At 40.6% G+C, this 20,429-nt stretch carries 23 protein-coding genes; 8 read left to right on the top strand and 15 right to left on the bottom strand.

Annotated elements, in window-relative coordinates; translation table 11 throughout:
* Positions 1 to 116: 116 nt before the first annotated feature.
* The 3 genes from ACXAFV_RS18595 to glsA form a co-directional block, all read right to left on the bottom strand.
* Positions 117 to 1,334: an FtsW/RodA/SpoVE family cell cycle protein gene (locus ACXAFV_RS18595; protein WP_475128657.1), complete on the bottom strand. Its 1,218-nt coding sequence runs from the start codon at positions 1,332 to 1,334 to the stop codon at positions 117 to 119.
* Between the two features lie 108 nt (positions 1,335 to 1,442).
* A complete protein-coding gene (locus ACXAFV_RS18600; RefSeq protein ID WP_446246200.1) occupies positions 1,443 to 1,724 on the bottom strand; it encodes an Fpa/YlaN family protein in 282 nt (93 codons plus the stop codon).
* A gap of 147 nt (positions 1,725 to 1,871) precedes the next feature.
* Positions 1,872 to 2,792 carry a glutaminase A gene (gene glsA, locus ACXAFV_RS18605; RefSeq protein WP_475128659.1) on the bottom strand — a complete coding sequence of 307 codons (921 nt, stop codon included), beginning with the start codon at positions 2,790 to 2,792 and terminating at the stop codon, positions 1,872 to 1,874.
* Between the two features lie 140 nt (positions 2,793 to 2,932).
* Between glsA and ACXAFV_RS18610 the strand changes: the two genes are divergently transcribed.
* On the top strand, positions 2,933 to 3,430 hold the full coding sequence (locus ACXAFV_RS18610) for a peptidyl-prolyl cis-trans isomerase (protein ID WP_475128660.1): 498 nt from the start codon (positions 2,933 to 2,935) through the stop codon (positions 3,428 to 3,430).
* A gap of 126 nt (positions 3,431 to 3,556) precedes the next feature.
* Here ACXAFV_RS18610 and ACXAFV_RS18615 read toward each other — a convergent pair whose 3' ends face one another.
* A complete protein-coding gene (locus ACXAFV_RS18615; RefSeq protein WP_475128663.1) occupies positions 3,557 to 4,885 on the bottom strand; it encodes a PhoH family protein in 1,329 nt (442 codons plus the stop codon).
* Between the two features lie 178 nt (positions 4,886 to 5,063).
* Between ACXAFV_RS18615 and ACXAFV_RS18620 the strand changes: the two genes are divergently transcribed.
* Positions 5,064 to 5,666, top strand: a complete 603-nt coding sequence (locus ACXAFV_RS18620; protein ID WP_475128664.1) for a YhcN/YlaJ family sporulation lipoprotein — start codon at positions 5,064 to 5,066, stop codon at positions 5,664 to 5,666.
* Between the two features lie 34 nt (positions 5,667 to 5,700).
* On the opposite strand, the gene ACXAFV_RS18625 is transcribed toward ACXAFV_RS18620, so the two are convergent.
* Positions 5,701 to 6,156 (bottom strand): pyridoxamine 5'-phosphate oxidase family protein, encoded by a 456-nt coding sequence (locus ACXAFV_RS18625; RefSeq protein WP_475128665.1) that lies wholly within the window; start codon positions 6,154 to 6,156, stop codon positions 5,701 to 5,703.
* Positions 6,157 to 6,402: 246 nt separating this feature from the next.
* Here ACXAFV_RS18625 and ACXAFV_RS18630 point away from each other — a divergent pair, with 246 nt between their 5' ends.
* Together ACXAFV_RS18630 and ACXAFV_RS18635 are read left to right on the top strand one after the other, a co-directional pair.
* Positions 6,403 to 6,603, top strand: a complete 201-nt coding sequence (locus ACXAFV_RS18630; RefSeq protein ID WP_475128988.1) for a YlaI family protein — start codon at positions 6,403 to 6,405, stop codon at positions 6,601 to 6,603.
* A complete protein-coding gene (locus ACXAFV_RS18635) occupies positions 6,593 to 7,048 on the top strand; it encodes a hypothetical protein (protein WP_475128666.1) in 456 nt (151 codons plus the stop codon). The genes ACXAFV_RS18630 and ACXAFV_RS18635 overlap by 11 nt, the downstream gene beginning before the upstream one ends.
* Positions 7,049 to 7,087: 39 nt before the next feature.
* On the opposite strand, the gene ACXAFV_RS18640 is transcribed toward ACXAFV_RS18635, so the two are convergent.
* Complete coding sequence (locus ACXAFV_RS18640) at positions 7,088 to 7,396, bottom strand: YlaH-like family protein (protein ID WP_446246192.1); 309 nt, start codon at positions 7,394 to 7,396, stop codon at positions 7,088 to 7,090.
* A 26-nt stretch (positions 7,397 to 7,422) separates the two neighbouring features.
* The gene (gene typA, locus ACXAFV_RS18645) at positions 7,423 to 9,261 is read right to left on the bottom strand and encodes a translational GTPase TypA (protein ID WP_446246191.1); all 1,839 of its coding nucleotides are present in this window, start codon (positions 9,259 to 9,261) and stop codon (positions 7,423 to 7,425) included.
* Positions 9,262 to 9,590: 329 nt separating this feature from the next.
* Here typA and ACXAFV_RS18650 point away from each other — a divergent pair, with 329 nt between their 5' ends.
* The gene (locus tag ACXAFV_RS18650) at positions 9,591 to 9,776 is read left to right on the top strand and encodes a YlaF family protein (protein WP_475128667.1); all 186 of its coding nucleotides are present in this window, start codon (positions 9,591 to 9,593) and stop codon (positions 9,774 to 9,776) included.
* Between the two features lie 77 nt (positions 9,777 to 9,853).
* Here ACXAFV_RS18650 and ACXAFV_RS18655 read toward each other — a convergent pair whose 3' ends face one another.
* On the bottom strand, positions 9,854 to 10,645 hold the full coding sequence (locus ACXAFV_RS18655; RefSeq protein ID WP_475128668.1) for an inositol monophosphatase family protein: 792 nt from the start codon (positions 10,643 to 10,645) through the stop codon (positions 9,854 to 9,856).
* Between the two features lie 280 nt (positions 10,646 to 10,925).
* Complete coding sequence (locus ACXAFV_RS18660) at positions 10,926 to 11,126, bottom strand: hypothetical protein (RefSeq protein WP_446246188.1); 201 nt, start codon at positions 11,124 to 11,126, stop codon at positions 10,926 to 10,928.
* Between the two features lie 175 nt (positions 11,127 to 11,301).
* Here ACXAFV_RS18660 and ACXAFV_RS18665 point away from each other — a divergent pair, with 175 nt between their 5' ends.
* Positions 11,302 to 11,922: a YktB family protein gene (locus ACXAFV_RS18665; protein ID WP_475128669.1), complete on the top strand. Its 621-nt coding sequence runs from the start codon at positions 11,302 to 11,304 to the stop codon at positions 11,920 to 11,922.
* A gap of 45 nt (positions 11,923 to 11,967) precedes the next feature.
* On the opposite strand, the gene ACXAFV_RS18670 is transcribed toward ACXAFV_RS18665, so the two are convergent.
* Together ACXAFV_RS18670 and ACXAFV_RS18675 are read right to left on the bottom strand one after the other, a co-directional pair.
* Complete coding sequence (locus tag ACXAFV_RS18670) at positions 11,968 to 12,243, bottom strand: UPF0223 family protein (protein ID WP_475128670.1); 276 nt, start codon at positions 12,241 to 12,243, stop codon at positions 11,968 to 11,970.
* A gap of 19 nt (positions 12,244 to 12,262) precedes the next feature.
* Positions 12,263 to 13,219 carry an NAD(P)H-dependent flavin oxidoreductase gene (locus ACXAFV_RS18675; RefSeq protein ID WP_475128671.1) on the bottom strand — a complete coding sequence of 319 codons (957 nt, stop codon included), beginning with the start codon at positions 13,217 to 13,219 and terminating at the stop codon, positions 12,263 to 12,265.
* Between the two features lie 278 nt (positions 13,220 to 13,497).
* On the opposite strand from ACXAFV_RS18675, the gene ACXAFV_RS18680 reads away from it, so the two are divergent.
* Positions 13,498 to 14,967 carry an aminotransferase class I/II-fold pyridoxal phosphate-dependent enzyme gene (locus ACXAFV_RS18680; protein ID WP_475128672.1) on the top strand — a complete coding sequence of 490 codons (1,470 nt, stop codon included), beginning with the start codon at positions 13,498 to 13,500 and terminating at the stop codon, positions 14,965 to 14,967.
* A gap of 150 nt (positions 14,968 to 15,117) precedes the next feature.
* Here ACXAFV_RS18680 and ACXAFV_RS18685 read toward each other — a convergent pair whose 3' ends face one another.
* Together ACXAFV_RS18685 and ACXAFV_RS18690 are read right to left on the bottom strand one after the other, a co-directional pair.
* A complete protein-coding gene (locus tag ACXAFV_RS18685) occupies positions 15,118 to 15,237 on the bottom strand; it encodes a GapA-binding peptide SR1P (protein WP_074439988.1) in 120 nt (39 codons plus the stop codon).
* A gap of 453 nt (positions 15,238 to 15,690) precedes the next feature.
* Entirely contained in the window at positions 15,691 to 16,524 is an 834-nt protein-coding gene (locus ACXAFV_RS18690; RefSeq protein WP_475128673.1) for a polysaccharide deacetylase family protein, read from the bottom strand.
* Between the two features lie 533 nt (positions 16,525 to 17,057).
* Between ACXAFV_RS18690 and ACXAFV_RS18695 the strand changes: the two genes are divergently transcribed.
* Positions 17,058 to 17,441, top strand: coding sequence for a hypothetical protein (locus tag ACXAFV_RS18695; protein WP_475128674.1), 384 nt, complete (start codon positions 17,058 to 17,060; stop codon positions 17,439 to 17,441).
* A 122-nt stretch (positions 17,442 to 17,563) separates the two neighbouring features.
* Here the strand turns inward: ACXAFV_RS18695 and lpdA are convergent, their stop codons facing one another.
* Together lpdA and ACXAFV_RS18705 are read right to left on the bottom strand one after the other, a co-directional pair.
* On the bottom strand, positions 17,564 to 18,973 hold the full coding sequence (gene lpdA, locus ACXAFV_RS18700; RefSeq protein ID WP_446246182.1) for a dihydrolipoyl dehydrogenase: 1,410 nt from the start codon (positions 18,971 to 18,973) through the stop codon (positions 17,564 to 17,566).
* Between the two features lie 4 nt (positions 18,974 to 18,977).
* Positions 18,978 to 20,345, bottom strand: a complete 1,368-nt coding sequence (locus ACXAFV_RS18705) for a dihydrolipoamide acetyltransferase family protein (RefSeq protein WP_475128675.1) — start codon at positions 20,343 to 20,345, stop codon at positions 18,978 to 18,980.
* Between the last annotated feature and the right edge of the window lie 84 nt (positions 20,346 to 20,429).

The following is a 20,429-nucleotide window of genomic DNA, read 5'->3' on the forward strand; positions in this document are numbered from 1 at the left end:
TGATTGAAAATCTTTCATTACTAGTCTATTAAAAAAGGGCTGACCCGAAAGATGGATACTAGCGTATCTTAGGGGGCAGACCCTAGACATAGAGTGTTTGATCCTCTATTAGAGACCTACATTTTTACACCATATATTCTTCTGTTAGTAGACATATTCTCCAAAGGTTCGCTATTTTCCTTCTTTGTTTTATATTTTTCTTCATATTTCACAAACATCGAGACATTTACAAGAACTCCCAATGACAAAGAAAGAACCAATAATGATGAACCCCCATAGCTGATAAACGGCAGCGGAACCCCGGTGATAGGGATCAGACCGGATACACCACCTAGATTGATGAATGCCTGTATACCAATCATACTTGAAATCCCGATGGCAAGCATCGTCCCAAACGGGTCTTGGCATTTCACCCCGATATAAATCCCTCTTAATACAATATAGGACAAGCCAAGAATGACAAAGCTGACACCGAAAACACCCAATTCTTCCGCTATGATAGCCATGATGAAGTCCGTCTGAGGTTCAGGGATGTAACCGAGCTTCTGAATGCTCTGCCCGAGGCCAAGCCCCTGGACCCCCCCCGAACCAATAGCAAGATAGGAGTTAACCAGTTGATACCCTTCACCCTGGGCATCCTTAAACGGAGACAGGTAGGCTTCTATCCTGCTCAATCTTTCCTTCGTAAAGATAAACCCCCTGGCCAAGTAAATGAAAGGTGAGGTGATCAAAAGCAACCCCGTACCGATTCCGGCAAGCTTAAAGAAGGTACGGAAGTTAATCCCGGAGCACATAATGACGATGGAACCGATCGCAAAGATGATCGCTGCTGTACCAAAATCCGGTTCCAGGAAAACGATAAAACAAATAAAACCGAGAAAGATCACAGGGGGTGCAAGTCCGCGATTCAAGTCATTGATGTATGCCTGTTTCTTCGAATACACCGAACCGAGATAAATGACGACTGCAAGCTTGGCAAATTCAGAAGGCTGAATCCTCATGAACCCGAGGTCAATCCAGCTTTTTGCATTATTTACTTCACTCCCAATAATATGTACAGAAATAAGCATTGCTATAACCAAGAACATGAGTCCTTTAATGATTTTGCCGATCTGAAAGGCTTTGTAAGGAAACCATGCAGCTATTGTAAAAGCTATGAACCCGATGATGACGTTAATCAGCTGCTTCTTGTAAAAAAAATCGCTTTCCAGATCAAAACGTTCAACAGCCATCACCATACTTGCACTGTAAACCATTACCAATCCAAAAAAACACAGGAATATGTATACAGCTATTAGAGAATAGTCATAGGACTTCATTATTTTTTTAATCATGACAATTCAACCCTTTTTCTTATTTCAATTTCTTACCGGCAATTTATGTACCTCTACAAAAAAACTCAAACAACAGAGTACAGTATTGTTTGAGTTGTCATGACTATTTTACTTTTTTGTGGACGCATCATGAAGGGCAGAAAGTTGTCTTTCTAAAGAATCAATCAATTCCTTGCCATCTCCATCGTCCACCAGCCCTAATCGGACAGCAAATTCTATTTCACGGGATAATCCGAACATTTGGGTATCCAATACTTCCTCATAAAGAGGACATTGGGGCATCGTTAAATTATCCATTTGTACTTTAATTAGCTGTAAAATCTTTTCTGCATCAGCCTTTAATAACTCATAGGCTTTCTCTCGATGATTAACTGTCATTTCTGACGCCACAGTGATCCCCCCATTCCGAACAAATAGCATTCCTGTCTTAAAATTTTATCGTTAAATTGCATAAATTGCAAGAACAATTAGCTTATTAATAAGGATTGAATTTGTGAAATGGGGAGTTATCAGTCAACATTGGATATTGATGATGTATTAGAAAATACTCCATGAATACTTAGCGCTGAGGCCTTCAAGAAGTTTCACCCCCGCAATGCTGTTTCCTACATCATCCAAAGCAGGCCCGAATATCCCAATCCCGCACCGGCCAGGCACACTTCCCATTATCCCGCCGGAAACCCCGCTCTTTGCAGGAATACCCACTTTGATGGCAAATTCCCCTGAACTATTATACATACCGCATGTTACCATAAAGGTTTTGCATATCCTTGCAACATCCCTGGTGATAAGTTGTTTTCCACTCTCGGGATCAAGACCGTCATTTGCAAAGACAGCACCTATCTTGGCTAAGTCCACACAGTTCATCTCCACTGCACATTGCTTGGTATACAAAACTAATAAGTCCTCTACATTTCCCGTAATGACCCCATGTTGTTTCATAAAATAGCATAACGAGCGGTTTAAATTCGCTGTCTGTAACTCTGAATAAGCCACATCTTCATTATATGTAACTCTCTGCCCAGTCAAATGAGAAATGAACTCTATCAACCTTTCCCATTTTTCGACGACAGTGTCTCCATTAATCATATTCGTGACTGCTAAAGCACCTGCATTAATCATTGGATTAAGAGGCTTGGAAGGTTTATTTGTTTCGAGCTTGGCAATTGAATTAAAAGGGTCTCCTGTCGGTTCCATCCCGACTTTCGAAAACACTTCCTCTTCACCGTTATCCATTAACACCAGGGCAAGTGTAATCACCTTCGAAATACTTTGAAGCGTGAATTTTTTCAAGTGATCACCTGCATAGAAGGAATCATTTTCAATGGAATAGATGCAAATCGCTAAATCGTCCGGATTTTGATCACTCAACGCAGGGATATAATCTGCTACCTTGCCATAAGAAGCAAAGGACCTCGATATTTCAACTAATTCTCCCAATAGGTTCTGGTCTGACATTTATACTTCACCCTCCTCCATTCTCATTCATAAGTTTCCCTAATTTCATCAATTGAAACAGTGAAAATGCTTACATGAAATGATGTGACAAACTCTTCTATAACCGATATACTAGAACTATTGAAAGGGAGGAATCTGTAGTGGAAAGCATCGTACCGATTAAAGGTAAAGTAAAGTTTGTCATCACGTTGGATTCCGGAGTATGGATATTTGATGACAGAAAGATTGATTTGAACTCATTTTTTGAAGAAGGAAGTATCATGAAAGACGAACTTGAAGAATATACAAAGGCGGTTTCCAAGCATTGGTCGCGTGAAATCCAAGAGGGTGCCACTTATCCTCCGACATTAAAAACAGAAAAGAAGTATGAAAAGGAAAAAGTCCTGACGGGGAGCTTCGCCATGCCCCTTACTCCATTTCTGAAAAACGCGGAACCGCTTGAAGATGCTTCAAAAATCATTGTTGAAACAGCTTCTGATGTATACAGTTTCGACCTTGATGAGGCTGATGACCTGCTACTTGGTTTTTCTAAGAACGGAAAACCGTTCAAGGAAGATGGTCCGATTCATATTCTCTATAAAGACGGCTCCAACAAAGAAAACCCTATAACAGATGTTAAAGCTTTTCGTCTGGAATAATTAAATTACGTATAAATTCCATACATAAAGGAAAACCGGTACAGGAACCCCTGCACCGGTTTTTTCATATGGTATAAATGTATTTATTTTCCATTTCTCTTATTTGCTTTTGTCCTCAGATCATGTTTATAATAAATCGGCTGCCAGCTGGGCAAGACCCGAACGCTCACCCTTCATCAACTTGACATGGCCGGCAATTGATTGATCTTTAAATTTTTCGACCACATACGTTAACCCGTTATTGTATTCATCAAGATAAGGATGGTCGATTTGAGCGGGGTCCCCCATCAAGACGATCTTACTTCTTTCCCCCACCCGGGTTAAAATCGTTTTCACCTCATGCTTCGTTAAATTCTGTGCTTCGTCAATGATAATGAACTGATCAGGTATACTTCTTCCCCTGATATAGGTAAGGGCTTCTACTTCAATGGATGCCATTCCTGCTAGAATATCATCCAATTCACCCGGTTTTTTTACATTGAACAGATATTCAAGGTTATCATATATCGGCTGCATCCAGGGTCTGAGCTTTTCTTGCTTCTCACCCGGCAGATAACCTATATCTTTGCCGACCGGTACAATCGGACGAGCTACCAGGAGCTTGTTGAATTTGTGAAAATCCTCTGTTTGCAGCAGTCCGGCAGCGAGTGCCAATAGAGTTTTCCCTGTCCCTGCTTTCCCGATCATTGTCACGAGTGAAATATCATCTCGAAGCAAAAGCTCAGTCGCCATTGTCTGCTGAACATTCCTTGCTTTTATCCCCCACATGTGGTCTTGATCATATACTAACTTTTTCAATCTCGTTCCTGACCCATCCACCATTCCAAGGGCAGAAGCAGAGCTTCCCAATGCGTCTTTCATGATAATGAATTCATGTGAATAAAACCGTTGCTGTGTTATATCTTTAAGGGATAATTCCCCTTTTTCATAAAATTTGTTTACTAACTCTTTATCAACATACAACTCATTAAAACCAGTATATATGTCATTGACCTCTACTACCCGGTCGCTCAAAAAGTCCTCAGCCTGTAATCCAAGAGCGTCGGCTTTCACCCTCACCAGGGTATCCTTGCTTACCAAGATGACTGATTTCCCGCCCTCTTTGGCATCTTCCTCCAAAGAAAGATTTTTTGCGACAGCCAAAATCCTATTATCATTTGTCTTCTCTACAAATATTTCTTGAAGTTCCTGAAAGGAACGGTGATTTAACTCAATTCTCAGAGAGCCTCCCGTATACAAAGGGATCTTTTCGTGGAGCTTTCCTTCTTGCCTTAAATTATCGATCAGTTTTGATACATGTCTTGCGTTTCGTCCGATTTCATCCATGTAACGCTTTTTAGAGTCCACTTCTTCTAATACGACTGCTGGTATAACCACCTCATTGTCCTGAAACGAAAAGATGGCTTGTGGATCTTGTAATAAGACATTGGTATCTAATACATAAATTTTATTCAAATCGATGCCTCCTGCTCCTCATTTCTTATTACTATTGTATGTAGCCAAAGTTCATCCGGTTATTCCCAGCTACTCAAATAGGACGGCCCGTTTCTTAAAATATATGAATAAACGTATAAAGATAGAAGAAAATTACACAATAAGAAAAGATATTGAAATTAATTCGGGAGGTACTGACATGAATAAATTCGTCTCTCTGCTTGTGATGGTCCTCATTCTCACTGCTTGCGCCAATAACAATGAGGTAGGATACGAAAAGAATCCGAAATCTGACAGCAATAAGCCCATCACGGTCCAAGACAGTAATATCCAGCATGTTGAAAGAAAATCCGGTCAGCAAATATCAAGACATCTCGTTGACTTGACTACCAGTGTTCCTGATGTTAAAGACGCTACAGCTGTTGTAATTGGTAAATATGCCTTTGTAGGAATCGATATTGATTCCGATGTTGAACGCTCTCAAGTCGGTTCAATTAAATACTCGGTAGCTGAAGCATTAAAAGATGATCCATATGGTGCGCAGGCAGTCGTAGTCGCTGATCCTGATGTAACTGCGCGCCTGAAGGAAATAAGTAAAGATATCCAGCGCGGAGAACCTGTACAAGGTATCATGAACGAACTCTCAGATATTTCCGGAAGACTCATGCCTGAAATTCCGCGTTCGCTGAAGCAGACCGATCCTGAGAACGCACCGAAGGAACCGAAGAAAAAAATGAATCAAAAGAAAGAAAACCAACTGAATAAAGAACAAGAAGACCAAAGCGAACATCATATTGAATAATAAGGCCACGCAAAAAGCCATGAAAAAGCTGAAATCAGGCTTTTTTCATGGCTTCTATTACTTGGCGGTCCAAACGATCCGCAGCCGCTTTATCATATGTTTTCTCATAAGAAGGCTCCGTTGAGATTTTAGATCCGTAAAACATTACATCTCTTACCTCATTGATGACCAGTTTGATCAGAGTAAGTTTGAGAGGTACCCCCTCAAGGTGCTTCTGCATGATATCCGCCTTACCACTGATGGAATAGGTAGATTCATTCGCAATCAAATTAATGACCGCAAGCGGGTTCTTCTTAATGTTTTCAACGATTTTAGATTTTTGATTCACAGTGAAAAGCACCGTCTCCTCATCTTTAGCAAAGATCCATGAAACGGCATTGACATTTGGTCCGCCAGTTTCATGATCCACAGTGGACAGTGTCACAAAGCGTTCAGATTGAAGTTCTTCGAATAGTACCGGAATTAAGCCAGGTTCAACTTGATTAGCCATACATTCCCTCCTCCATGTTCCTCACTGCATCTTATCAGAATTTATAGGCAAAGAAATCTAGATATACCTATACATATGACAATTCGTGAAGACATTTTAATTGTCCTTCTTTTTCATTCGATATCATTATACATCAATTAATGAAGTATTAAAAAACGGAAGCGGAAGTAAATTAAGGCGTTCGCCCATACTACATGATATACTGAAAAGAGATATCTTATGAGAGAAAAGCAATGGGGTGTTCAAATGCGTGTAAAATGTGCTTTATGTGAAGTAATAGAAAATATTGATGATTATTCCCTGCAAGCTAAAAGACTAAGAAACAGGCCGATTCACACCTATATGTGTGACCCCTGTCACAAAAGGATCACGAAAAAAACGGAAGAACGAGCCGCTACCGGTAATTTTAAATTATATCGTTCACCAAAAGTAGAAGATGACTTCTAAACATTACATCGAGGGGTTAGGGATCGGGATAACTTCTGGAGTGATTCTAGGGGCATTCCTTAAGCTCCTGCAGACGCTGACAGGTATAAAAGTATACATACTCCTGCTTAACGTTGATTTCATCCCTTATATAGGGGACATCCAATGGAGTGAATGGGTTGAATTCATGTTCCATTTAATCATTTCCTGTTTGATCGGGTTTGCATTTGTGCTCCTGATTGATCAATTCCAACTTTCCGGCAAGGGAGTATGGGTTTTGGCATTTGCCCTGACCCTGCCCGCGTTCCTTTTATATTTTCCACTTTCGACCCTCGCCATCAAGGAAGTACCGGATGTCAATGATCCTTCAGGGATTTCACTCTGGTTCCTTGGACATCTGATATATGCAGTTTCACTTCCGTTCCTTTACGCTGCAATACAGAAATCAAAAAGAAAACCCTCATAATGAAAAAAGCTGCAGTCTTTTTAAGACCGCAGCTTTTTATTATACATTTCCTTTTTTCTTTTCATTGTTCAGACGGACCTTATAAATGATCAATATAAGAGCCGCTACCACAAGACCCTCGGCAACCGGTAAAAATATCCCTAAAAACGTCAGAACCGTACATCCGACAATTAAGAATAGATAAATCACAATCGATTTACCCAACGGCAGCTTTTTGGCAAAACCAAGTTTATAAACTAAAATCGAGAGTCCCACAATCGTTAAGTAAAGAAGCCACATTCCCAATTCCGCATTTTGATCGACACGGTAAAGGGATGCGAAAAAGGATAAACGCTCTGTTACATCCATCTCCTGCTCCCCCTCCACTTAGTTTATTATTGAGATACCTTGCTCTTCTTTTCCGCTCTTTCACGTTCATTCTTATCCAGAATTTTCTTACGGAGACGGATTGATTCAGGTGTTACTTCACAATACTCGTCATCGTTCAGATATTCAAGGGATTCTTCCAGCGTCATGATTCTTGCTTTCTTAATCGTAACGGTTTGATCCTTGTTTGCAGAGCGAACGTTTGTCGCTTGTTTAACCTTCGTGATATTAACGGTAATATCATTTTCTCTTGTATGCTCTCCAACGATCATACCGCCATAAATTTCAGTACCTGCTTCAACAAAGATGATTCCCCGGTCTTCCACTTGCATGATTCCGTATTGTGATGCCTTTCCTGTTTCCATTGAAACCAATACTCCTTGACGACGTCCACCGACACGGCCTTTTTGAAGCGGCTGATAGCTGTCGAATGTGTGGTTGATGATACCATACCCACGAGTAAGGGTCATAAACTCTGTGGAATAACCGATTAATCCACGAGCAGGGACCATAAAGATTAAACGGACTTGACCATTACCATTGTTCACCATATCAAGCATTTCGCCTTTACGCTGTCCAAGGGATTCAATGACTCCGCCCATATATTCTTCCGGAATATCAATTTGAACTCGCTCTACAGGCTCACACTGTACACCATCAACTTCCTTGATGATTACTTGTGGCTTAGATACTTGTAACTCGTATCCTTCACGACGCATGTTTTCAATCAGGATCGATAGATGAAGCTCTCCACGGCCTGATACCGTCCACGCATCAGGTGAATCTGTCGGCTCAACGCGTAAACTTACATCAGTTTGAAGCTGAGCAAGAAGACGCTCTTCAATTTTTCTTGAAGTAACATATTTACCTTCTCTACCTGCAAACGGACTGTTGTTCACAAGGAATGTCATTTGTAATGTAGGCTCGTCAATGCGCAGAACTGGCAGTTGGTCCTGATGTTCAACCGGACAAACCGTTTCACCAACGTTTATATCTTCCATTCCGGAAACAGCAATCAAATCTCCGGCTTTTGCTTCTTGGATTTCTTCACGTTTCAGTCCGAAGAAACCGAAGATTTTCGTTACACGGAACTGTTTTACAGAGCCGTCAAGCTTCATCAGTGCTACTTGCTGACCAACCTTCATCGTTCCTCTGAACACACGACCGATTCCGATACGGCCGACATAATCATTGTAGTCAAGCAGTGCCACCTGGAATTGAAGCGGTTCTTCAGAATTATCGACTGGTGCAGGGATGTGCTCGATGATTGAATCATATAAGCACTGCATGTTTTCGTCTTGTTTTTCCGGATCCGGGTCAACGCTTGCTGTACCATTGATAGCAGAAGCATATACAACCGGGAATTCCAGCTGTTCATCATTTGCATCCAGTTCAATGAATAATTCCAATACTTCATCAATTACCTCTTCTGGACGGGCTGATGGCTTGTCAATTTTATTTACAACTACGATTGGTGTAAGATTTTGTTCAAGCGCTTTTTTTAGGACGAAACGAGTCTGAGGCATACAACCTTCGTATGCGTCTACAACTAGTAAAACACCATCTACCATTTTCATGATACGTTCCACTTCTCCGCCGAAGTCTGCGTGCCCTGGTGTGTCAAGGATGTTGATGCGTGAGTCTTTATATTGAATCGCTGTATTTTTCGCTAAAATCGTAATACCGCGTTCTCTTTCCAAGTCATTTGAATCCATCGCACGTTCTGAAACCTGTTCATTTTCACGGAAGATTCCAGATTGCTTTAATAGCTCATCCACCAAAGTCGTTTTTCCGTGGTCAACGTGAGCGATGATAGCAATATTTCTAAGATCATTTCTTAAGTTCATATTTCCACTCCTGAATATATTGGATTTCTTTCCTAGAAGGCTAAAGATAAGGATATTTCAGTTCAACTAGACCATTATAGCACAGCACAACTAAAAACCCCTAATAAATATTGTGCAATAGGAATGAAGATATAAAAACTACCTCATATTATCTATAAAGGTGACTAGTTTTCAAAGGTTCTCCTTTTTGAAGTGAAGCAGGCAAACGAATTTACCATTGCACATTCTACGTCATCTAGGTAGAATTCAAGTAAGCAGTTTCATTGGTATTCGTTTTTATATATTTTCACATAACAATCGATGAAATACATATTGCCGGAGGTGTTTGTATGGGTAACATCAAATGGATTTTTGTACTGTTTTCCATTTTGGCTGCCATATCACTGATGGGTGTCGCCATTTCAATAAGTTTGGCAAGTCCTCTGATTGCAGCAGGCAGCATAGTCGCTCTTTTTATAATCATGGGATTCGGCTTTACCACGAAAAAGAGATACCGTGAAGAAGGAAAGTTATAGGCAGAAAGAGAAAAAAGCTGAATGAGGAGCTCATTCAGCTTTTTTCTATAGTTATTCAACCATTAGACCGTATGAAATCAGCTTTTAAGATAATCAGTCATGATGGTTTCATGCAGACCAGGCTTTCCAACAAATAAAGAACTCTTGTTCAACGGGTTGAGCTCATTTCCTTCCAAGTCAGTCACCACACCGCCCACTTCTTCAATCAGGATCTTACCTGCTGCGAAATCCCAAGGGGCTAACCGCATACTAATATAAGCATCCAATCTCCCTGCTGCAATATAAGCCATTTCGATTGCTGCCGATCCATATGAACGGGTACCTCTTACCTTTTGAACCAACGGAGCTAACACTGCTGGGTCAATGCGCTTATTAGTTGCCACCCACTGAGCATTTAATGCAATGACAGAATCTTCTACCGGCACCTCGTTAAGCGCAGGAAGCTTAACATCGTTCATGTAAGCTCCGCTGCCTCGCTCTGCATGATACAGTTCATCATGAACAACATCATAGATATATCCCAGCATACCCACCTGATTTTCATAAATCCCTATAGAGATGGCAAAGTTTCTTTGTTGATGAACAAAATTCATCGTTCCGTCTATCGGGTCGATGATCCACGTCACCCCCGATAAATCCTTCAGTTCGTCTCCAAACCCTTCTTCACCGAGTATTTTATGGTCTTTATATGTACCCCGGATTTTTTCAATAAAATAGTGCTCTGTGGCTTCATCCATATCCGTCACCAAATCATTGCGGTTGGATTTAGTTTTAATATTCAATTCAGCTTTAAAGGACTCGCGGATCTTCTTCCCTGCTTCAATGATCCAGGCTCTAACATTCTGGTCTACCTCTTTCCAATTTGTCACACTATTGACCTCCAATACTAAGTGAAAACTTTCTGACGTGTACATTTTCTATCGACTTATTTTTACCCTTAAACTGCTTTTTCATTATTAACCACTCATGTTCCTATAGCTCCTTAGCTTAATGGAAAAAAAGGGTGGATTCAAGTCTTTCACTCTATTCACAGCTTTAAAAAATCTTACAAAAAAGCGAACTCTACTTATGTAAATAGGAGTTCGCCTTCAATCGTTCAATACTATTACTTTGATCATTTACTTTATACCCTCTCTAAGGATTAAAGCTTTATAAAGCTTTCATTTTCATTAATTCTTCTCGAATATTCATCAGCTTTTCTTTTGACTTTGTCTGGTTTTCTTTGTTTTTTGTTTGAATAGCTTCGAACAATACAGCTAGTTCATAATCCATTTCGAGTCTTAATACATTTAAACGCTGTTGCTGGACATCACGTTTTTTTGACGTGTTCATTACTTGTTTCAAGGCCATGCACCCCTTCCGTGTTTTTCGATTTATCTGATTGTTCTGATAATATTTAATACATATTATGAAATTTCATCTCATCTTGTAACTAAAATGTGCAGACACCCAATGAGCAAGCTCTTTACTACATTTAATCCATTTTCTTGTGGTACTATATGAACATTAGATAAGGAGGCTCAAAATGAAATTCAATGGATTTAGCAGCAAAGATTTTGATGTGTTCACAATTAATGGATTAGAAAATAGAATGGAAGCCATTCAACAGCATATACGCCCTAAACTTGAATATCTAGGTGAATACTTCTCACCTGTTCTCAGCACGTTAACCGGAGATGAAATGTTTTATCATGTAGCCAAGCACGCACGCCGATCTGTTAACCCGCCAGATGATACGTGGGTGGCCTTTGCCAATAATAAACGCGGCTATAAGAAACACCCTCATTTTCAGATAGGATTATGGAATACCCATCTTTTCATTTGGTTCGCAATGATTTATGAAGCTCCGCACAAAGCAGAATTCGGTAAAAAAGCTGAAGAAAATGCTGATAAGATCAGAGAGGTTATTCCTCCGGAGTTTGTATGGTCCGGTGATCATACCAAGCCGGAAGCTGTACCATTTTCTTCTATGTCCCGGGACGAATTCCTGGCATTAAGTGAAAGAGTACAAAAAGTAAAGAAAGCTGAACTTCTGTGCGGTCTTCACTTGGATCGGGAAACAGTGACTGAACTAAGCGGTGATGAGCTGATCCATAAAATTGATAGTGCCTTTGAGACACTTTTACCCCTTTATAAAATGAACTAAACCATCTTAGTATGTAAAAAACGACAGCCATCTGGCTGTCGTTTTTTACTTCATAGTGATCAAGACGGATTCATCACCGGCTTCTTTCATCTTTTTCACTACATGATAAGAGGAGTACCCGCTGGATTCTTCAAATTCACCGCAGATTTTTTTCTCCTCCGATTTACTTGGAACAATTTCTTTGAATTTTCGGTATCGAACCATCAAATCCTCTTTCTTAATTCCTTTTTCATACGCTCTTTCAACCGCTTCAAAGAAATAGATGACATCGATCACTTCCTCGGTTGTCCAATCTATAGAGAAGGGATATTGATATTCCATTGGTGCAACAACTCCTTGATTAATTCCATTTACTGCGGATTCGTTCTGCCTCGCTGACCATTCTCTGAATGAGGAAGTCAACTGTCGGGATATCCGTTATCAATCCCATTACCTGACCGGCCCATCCAAAACCCTCTTCTTTCAAGCCGTTATATATGTACCGTTTATTAGCTTCCCCGCTGATGAGCGTTTTTAACCCATCATATCCTGATCCAGCTTGTTCTTCTTGAAGGATCTTTTCAGTCCAAATATTTGAAATAGCTCTTGCCGGGGCACCTAGAGAACGTTTAATCACTACTGTATCATTCTCGCTCCCCTCTAACAAGGCTCTTTTATATTCTTCAGATGCGTGCACACACTCCTTAGTCGCAATGAATCTGGTGCCCATCTCAACTCCCTCGGCCCCGAAACTTAAAGCTGCCATCAATCCTCTTCCATCGCCTATACCACCCGAAGCAATGACTGGTATCGATACAGCATCGACTACCCCTGGAATCAAAACGAACGTTCCTATATCGTCTTTACCTAAATGGCCTCCTCCCTCATGACCGACCGCCATGACAGCATCCGCACCAAGCTGCTCAGCTTTTATTGCCTGCCTCTTAGATGCAACCAGCACCATTTTAATGATCCTTGTCCCTTCTAATTGCTTAAATAACGGCGCCGGGTTTCCCCCGGTAATTGAGACAACAGGAACATTTTCATCAATTGCTGCCTCAACAAACTTTTCGAATGGCCTTCCATGCTGTCCAATGGCAAAATTGACGCCGAAAGGCTTATCAGTCAACTTTTTCACTTTCCTGATCTCATCCCTGAGCTCATCAGGATGATCAAGAGACATTGCAGTGATTTGCCCCAGCCCCCCTGCATTCGATACCGCTGCTGCAAGTTCAGCATATGCAAGGTGAGCAAGCCCTCCCTGAATGATGGGATATTTAATGTTTAATAATTCTGTTACTTTACTCGTCCAGTTCACTTTTATCCCTCCTACAATACACGTATTCTTTATTTCATTAATAATTTCCTTCAAGATGATTAAAATGATTAGAGTATGGGCAAATACCACTATGCAAAGAAAAACCTAAATGCTATAATTCTTTTGTTTGAAAAAGACTACTATGGAGTCAAGTTCCTTACGCTACAATCCACTCTGCACTATACATTGTGGTTATCGTGGCAACAAATTACAATAGAGCTTTTAATACATTATCTGCAATAACTATTTACAAACATTTTAAAGAGGTGTTGAATGAATTGTCACAAAATGAAACGCCGTTGTTTACCGGCTTAATTGAACATAGTAAAAAGAATCCAGTACAGTTTCACATCCCGGGACATAAAAAAGGGGCTGGTATGGATCCCGAATTCAAAGAATTCATCGGAGAGAATGCCCTCAGCATCGACTTGATCAACATTGGCCCCTTAGATGATTTGCATCAGCCGAAGGGAATGATCAAGAAAGCACAGGACCTTGCAGCAGAAGCATTTGGTGCCGATCACACATTCTTCTCTGTTCAAGGAACAAGCGGCGCCATCATGACCATGGTGATGAGCGTATGCGGACCTGGAGATAAAATCATCGTTCCAAGAAACGTCCACAAGTCCGTCATGTCTGCGATTGTTTTCTCAGGAGCAACTCCGATCTTCATACACCCAGACATTGACGAAGAGTTGGGAATTTCCCATGGAATCACTACAGATGCAGTTGCCAAAGCATTGGAACAGCATCCCGATGCCAAAGGTGTCCTAGTCATCAATCCCACTTATTTTGGGATTTCCGCAGACTTGAAGAAAATTGTTGAAATCGCTCACTCTTATGACGTGCCTGTCCTGGTGGATGAAGCGCATGGGGTCCATATCCATTTTCACGATGACTTACCCCTTTCAGCTATGCAGGCAGGGGCAGATCTCGCAGCTACGAGTGTACACAAGCTCGGGGGATCGATGACTCAAAGCTCGGTCCTGAATATGAAAGAAGGGCTTGTTTCAGCTAAAAGGGTCCAAACCATCTTAAGCATGCTGACGACCACTTCCACCTCTTACCTGCTGCTTGCATCATTGGATGTAGCAAGGAAGCGCCTGGCCACGGAAGGGCATGAGCTGATCAGTACGACCATAAAACTGGCAGAAAAAATCAGGAATGAAATCAATACGATCGATGGACTTTATTGTGTGGGCAAAGAAATCCTTGGGACCAAGGCTACACATGATTATGACCCTACAAAATTGATCGTATCTGTTAAAGAACTCGGAATCAGTGGGTTTGACGCTGAAAAATGGCTCCGTGAAGCTTATAATATTGAAGTAGAGATGTCCGACCTTTACAACATCCTCTGCATCATCACTCCAGGGGATACTGAAATCGAAGGCAATCAACTAATTGCTGCTTTACGTGAGCTTGCAAGTCAGTTAAAAAAACACGGAGACATCACTCCGGTAACCGTGATGCTGCCTGATATTCCTGTTCTGGCAATCACTCCACGGGATGCCTTCTACGCAGAAACAGAGGTCATTCCAATTGATGAATCTGCCGGAAGAACAATCGCAGAATTTATCATGGTATATCCACCGGGCATCCCTATTTTCATACCCGGAGAAATCATCACAAAGGAAAACATTAATTACATCAAGACGAATATTGAAGCAGGCCTCCCAGTCCAGGGTCCTGAAGATTATGACCTGCGGCACTTGCGTGTAATAAAGGAACATCGTGCCATCAGATAATCCATTCCTCGCCCAAGACCCCATCATTCAAAATGGGGTCTTTTCAATTGGTTAGATCCAAAATAAAAAGGTGAAGAAGATAGTTCTCCTTCACCTTTCACTATATGTTTACCCCTTTAAGTCTGACTGTCTCCGAACATCCCGTAAAAATTAATCGTCTATTTCTACATCATCATTACATTCGCAGCAATTAGAGAATAAAACAGAAACCTTCTCATCTTCGTAATGTTCAATGGTATTCAGGCATGATTGACAAACAATTGTTCCCATCGTTTTCCTCTCCTTTAATGATGTTTTGTAAGCGTTTTATCTTAACTGACTCTATAATAATATAACACATTTAAAAAATCAACCTTAAATTGTATAACATATTTAAAATATTTTTCTTTTAATTAGTCATATTATTGAATGATATGCTCTTGTTGATCCTCACATACCGGATATTATTACTTTTTTATCAGTTAGTTTTTTCAAAATACACCATTTACCTTTTAAACATAGACCGTTCCTTTCCGCTGCAGGCACTTGCTTTCCGCGGGGAGGAAGTCGAGCCTCCTCGACGTTCCGTCTGCGGGGTCTCGACTTTTCCTCAAATCCCGCAGGAGTCAAGTGCCTGCAGCTCCAATCCACTCTAGGTTTAAAAATCGCTACTACTAATCACAATATTTAGATTTAAAAGAGCAAACAAAAAAACCTGAACGATATACATTCAGGTTGTTAAAATTACGGTGTTTGTATTTTATTTGGGTCGAGGGTTTCGTAGCCTTTTTCCCTGAGTCCTTTTACTATGTCAGTCAAGCCTTCGCTGGTCCATGTGCGGTCGTGCATGAGAAGGTTTGCACCGCTGTTAAGAAATGGACTGTTGACCATGATATCGGTGATAGCTTCTTTTGTTTGATACTTTGGCTCCCAATCGTATCCGTACGTCCAATTCATAAGGGCCATTTTTTCTTCTGCGGCAATCTGTCTGCTGTAATCTGTATTCTGTCCAAAAGGTGCTCTAAAGAATTTGGGGCGCTCTCCGGTAATCGATTCGACCAGGTCACTCAATGAAATGATCTCTTCTTTTTGTTTTTCAGGGGAAAGGTCCGGCAGCGCACTATGACTGTACGTATGGTTGCCTATCACAAATCCCATGTCGTGGATTTTTTTCAAGACCAATTTTTCTTCTGGAGTATCAAGAAAATGCCCATTCACAAAAAAGATCGCTGGGGCCTCCATCGCTTTCAAATCTTCAGCCATTTTCAAGGCATGTGTATCAGGAGCATCATCAATCGTCAACAGTACGACTTTGGCATTTTGATCAGCAATCGGTTCAATGCTCCAATTGTTTTCATTTATTTTGTATTGCGGCTCTTGTACCACTTCTTCTGCCTCTTCTGAAGCGGCTTTGTCTTCTTGATTGCCTTCTGTGTCAGTAGCATCTGTTTCTTCCATATTTTCCGTTTGCTCTTCCAGATCTTCTGCCGGTACAGGTTCTTTTGATACATTTGCAGGTGCATTTGTACATGCAGTCAACAAAAACAATGTCAATCCTGTTGCGATAATCTTTTTCATAATTCTCACCTTTCATTATTCACTTTGAATATATTAACATATTCTGTGCGAATCTGGATAAGAATTAAAAGATTTCCATTAAATTCTCAAACAATAACTTGAAAGCAAAAAAACATGAAAGGCTGAACGATGTTACAAATAAAGTGAGTTTTCTGGATTGGACAATTTTTTTGGCTGCTATAAAGGCTAAATAGAAAAACAAGACAAACATGATCCATTTATATTCCACATGATCTTTAACTGAAATCCATTCTGCAATATAAAAAATACTCCACAATATCATTTGAATAAGAAAAGCAATATAAAATTTCATGTAAAACACCCTTTTATCTTGAGTATTTCTACCATTGAATGTACTAACATAGTATATTCTTTCAATGTTACTTTCATTATTGATGTCTTTTCATTTCTGTAACATTTTAATGACTTATCACTTTTCCATTTTGGCATATGATAAAATGTGACCAATGAATAGGTCTTTATACGCATTATCACTTAAGTTTATGGGCATCGCTAAGAAAAGAGGATGATGTATGAAACATTTACTTACCTTGATTATGTTAGCATCAACAGCGTTACTTCTCACTTCATGTAATGATATAGCTGCAGATAAGGTAGTGTTGGCCGAGGATAGATTCATAGAAAGACAAGTCATTTTTTTCACTGATGAACGAAATATATCTGAAGAAGTTGCATATTATGATGCCATCATAGAACTTAAGAATAAATATCCTGAAGACCTCAAACACCTCGAAGTAGTAAATTACAGTTCAGATAAATCTAATCCAAAAGTTCAATCCCCTGTCTATCCTGCCATTGTCGTAGTAGATAACAATCAGGTTGTCGCTAAAATCACAGGAAAAACACATAAGAATAAGATTATAAAATCAGTTTCTGATGCTATTGAAAAATGGTGAGAGCCCGTTTGTTATGAACGAATAACAACGGGTGATGATACATGTTGATTGCCCCAGTGAACTTATTTTCACAATATAAAAAAAGATGACCCTTGATTAAAGGGTCATCTTTTCATTTATCTTTACTTTACAATATGGATAGGGCTTCCCATCGCAACTTCTGCTGCTTCCATAGAAATTTCTCCAAGAGTTGGATGAGCATGGATTGTCATTGCAACATCTTCAGCAGTCATTCCTGATTCAATCGCAAGTCCAAGTTCAGCGATCATGTCAGATGCGCCAGATCCAACGATTTGAGCTCCGATGATTAGACCGTCTTCTTTACGAGTCACAAGCTTCATAAAGCCTTCTGAAGAATTAAGAGCCAGAGCACGGCCATTTGCAGCAAATGGGAATTTAGCTGCAACAACTTCAATTCCTTCTTCTTTTGCTTCAGCTTCAGAATAACCAACTGTTGCAAGTTCCGGGTCTGTGAAGCATACCGCAGGAATTCCAAGGTAATCAATTTCTGCCGGCTCACCAGCGATTACCTCAGCAGCGATTTTTCCTTCATAAGATGCCTTGTGAGCAAGTGGTGGTCCATCAACGATATCACCAATCGCAAAGATGTTAGGAATGTTCGTACGGCATTGCTTATCAATTTTGATAACACCGCGGTCAGACATTTCGATTCCCACTTCTTCAAGACCGATTTCGTCAGTATTTGGGCGACGCCCTACTGTTACAAGGACATAATCTGCTTCCACTGATTTCTCTTCGCCTTTTACTTCGTACTTAACAACTACTCCGCTGTCACTTTCTTCAACGCCTTTAGCCATTGCTTTCGTGACAACTTCAACACCTTTTTTCTTAAGGCCTTTCTTCACGACTGTTGTCATCTGCTTTTCGAATCCACTTAGGATATCGTCAGCACCTTCAAGAATCGTTACTTCAGAACCTAAGTTAGCGTATGCTGTACCAAGCTCAGTACCGATGTAACCTCCGCCGATTACAACAAGCTTGCTTGGAATTTCCTCAAGTGCCAATGCACCTGTGGAATCAAGAACGCGTTTAGAGAACTTGAAGCTAGGAATTTCAATCGGACGGGAACCAGTTGCAAGAATCAAGTTTTTGAACTTATACGTTTGTGCAGAGTTATCGTCCATTACACGCAATGTGTTTTGGTCTACAAGATAAGCTTCTCCGCGAACGATTTCTGCTTTGTTCCCTTTTAGAAGTCCTTCAACACCGCCGGTAAGCTTTTTAACCACGCCTGCTTTCCATTCTTGAACTTTATCAAAGTTAACTTTTACGTTTTCTGCAACGATCCCCATATCATCGGAATGCTGAGCTTGATGAAAACGGTGTCCTGCAGTGATAAGTGCTTTTGATGGAATACAACCAACGTTTAAACAAACGCCGCCCATGTTTTCTTTTTCAATGATCGTTACTTTTTGTCCAAGTTGTGCTGCACGAATCGCTGCAACATATCCACCAGGACCTGAACCAACTACTATAGTATCTGTTTCAATTGGGAAATCTCCTACTACCATCGCATTACGCCTCCATTAATAATAATTCTGGATCGTTCAACAAACGCTTAATATGGTTAAGTGCATGTTGAGCAGTAGCTCCATCAATCATACGGTGATCGAAGCTCAATGATAATGCTAACACAGGTGCTGCTACAATTTCACCATTTTTAACTACAGGTTTTTCTGCGATACGGCCGACTCCAAGAATTGCAACCTCTGGATGGTTGATGACAGGAGTGAACCATTGACCGCCGGCAGAACCGATATTCGTGATTGTGCATGATGCACCTTTCATTTCATCGCCTGATAGTTTACCGTCACGTGCTTTACCAGCCAGCTCATTAATTTCATTAGAAATCGAGAACATTGATTTGCGGTCTGCATTTTTCACAACCGGTACTAATAGACCTTTGTCTGTGTCTGCAGCGATACCGATATTGTAGTAATGTTTTTGGACGATTTCGCTTGTAGAATCATCGATTGACGTATTTAATGCAGGGAACTCACGCAGTGCGCTTGTCAGAGCTTTTACGATGTACGGTAAGAAAGTAAGTTTAACTCCTTTTTCAGCAGCAACCTCTTTGAATTTCTTACGGTGAGCCCATAGCTTCGTTACATCCACTTCATCCATTAACGTCACGTGTGGAGCAGTGTGTTTAGAGTTTACCATCGCTTTTGCGATCGCTTTACGCATTCCGCTCATCTTCTCGCGAGTTTCTGGGAAGTCGCCTTCTGGAGCTTTAGGTGCAGCTGCTTTTGCTTCCTCTTTAGCAGGCGCATTTTCTTCTTTTGCTTCTGCCGCTGGGGCTTCAGCTTTTGCTCCGCCTCCGCTTAAGAATGAATCGATATCTTCTTTCATTACACGGCCGTTTTTCCCGGAACCGGAAACTTGACGGATTTCAACGCCATTTTCCCTTGCATATTTACGGACTGACGGCATAGCAATGACGCGTTTGTTTGGATCAACTTCAACATCAGCATTTGCTGTACCTTCCGTTTTTTCTTCTTCAGCTTCAGGGGAAGCGTCTTTGTCAACATCTTGGCCTTGTTCAGCTGTACTTTGAACCTGACCTTCCGTTTTTTCTTCCGCTTTAGCTTCTTCTTTCTTACCGCTGTCGCTGTCGCTTCCTTTAAATTGAAGGTCTTCATAGCCTGGCGCATCAAATTTAATCAATGTATCCCCTACAACTGCTACAGTCCCTTCATCAACTAGAAGATCCTCGACTGTTCCAGCTACTGGAGATGGAATTTCAACTACTGCTTTATCATTTTGGACTTCACATAGTACATCGTCTTCTTCTACTTTATCGCCAGGTTTAACAAACCATTTTACGATTTCACCTTCATGAATACCTTCACCAATGTCCGGTAATTTGAATTCGAAAGACATGGATTCTACCTCCTGTATTGAATAATAATATAGATGAATGTTTTTATATCTTTATCTGTCTGATTTCTCTGCTTAAATGGGAAA

The organism is Rossellomorea sp. ABR4_012, assembly GCF_056159545.1.

Bases quoted from the DNA above. Each gene is read 5' to 3' on its own strand.
- ACXAFV_RS18660 (WP_446246188.1), bottom strand. From the start codon at position 11,126: ATGGCCTTGAAACAAGTAATGAACACGTCAAAAAAACGTGATGTCCAG.
- ACXAFV_RS18650 (WP_475128667.1), top strand. From the start codon at position 9,591: ATGGGTAACATCAAATGGATTTTTGTACTGTTTTCCATTTTGGCTGCC.
- ACXAFV_RS18665 (WP_475128669.1), top strand. From the start codon at position 11,302: ATGAAATTCAATGGATTTAGCAGCAAAGATTTTGATGTGTTCACAATT.
- ACXAFV_RS18690 (WP_475128673.1), bottom strand. From the start codon at position 16,524: ATGAAAAAGATTATCGCAACAGGATTGACATTGTTTTTGTTGACTGCA.
- typA (WP_446246191.1), bottom strand. From the start codon at position 9,261: ATGAACTTAAGAAATGATCTTAGAAATATTGCTATCATCGCTCACGTT.
- ACXAFV_RS18620 (WP_475128664.1), top strand. From the start codon at position 5,064: ATGAATAAATTCGTCTCTCTGCTTGTGATGGTCCTCATTCTCACTGCT.
- ACXAFV_RS18635 (WP_475128666.1), top strand. From the start codon at position 6,593: ATGACTTCTAAACATTACATCGAGGGGTTAGGGATCGGGATAACTTCT.
- ACXAFV_RS18630 (WP_475128988.1), top strand. From the start codon at position 6,403: ATGCGTGTAAAATGTGCTTTATGTGAAGTAATAGAAAATATTGATGAT.
- ACXAFV_RS18625 (WP_475128665.1), bottom strand. From the start codon at position 6,156: ATGGCTAATCAAGTTGAACCTGGCTTAATTCCGGTACTATTCGAAGAA.
- ACXAFV_RS18640 (WP_446246192.1), bottom strand. From the start codon at position 7,396: ATGGATGTAACAGAGCGTTTATCCTTTTTCGCATCCCTTTACCGTGTC.
- ACXAFV_RS18685 (WP_074439988.1), bottom strand. From the start codon at position 15,237: ATGGGAACAATTGTTTGTCAATCATGCCTGAATACCATTGAACATTAC.
- ACXAFV_RS18695 (WP_475128674.1), top strand. From the start codon at position 17,058: ATGAAACATTTACTTACCTTGATTATGTTAGCATCAACAGCGTTACTT.
- lpdA (WP_446246182.1), bottom strand. From the start codon at position 18,973: ATGGTAGTAGGAGATTTCCCAATTGAAACAGATACTATAGTAGTTGGT.
- ACXAFV_RS18595 (WP_475128657.1), bottom strand. From the start codon at position 1,334: ATGATTAAAAAAATAATGAAGTCCTATGACTATTCTCTAATAGCTGTA.
- glsA (WP_475128659.1), bottom strand. From the start codon at position 2,792: ATGTCAGACCAGAACCTATTGGGAGAATTAGTTGAAATATCGAGGTCC.
- ACXAFV_RS18705 (WP_475128675.1), bottom strand. From the start codon at position 20,345: ATGTCTTTCGAATTCAAATTACCGGACATTGGTGAAGGTATTCATGAA.
- ACXAFV_RS18670 (WP_475128670.1), bottom strand. From the start codon at position 12,243: ATGGAATATCAATATCCCTTCTCTATAGATTGGACAACCGAGGAAGTG.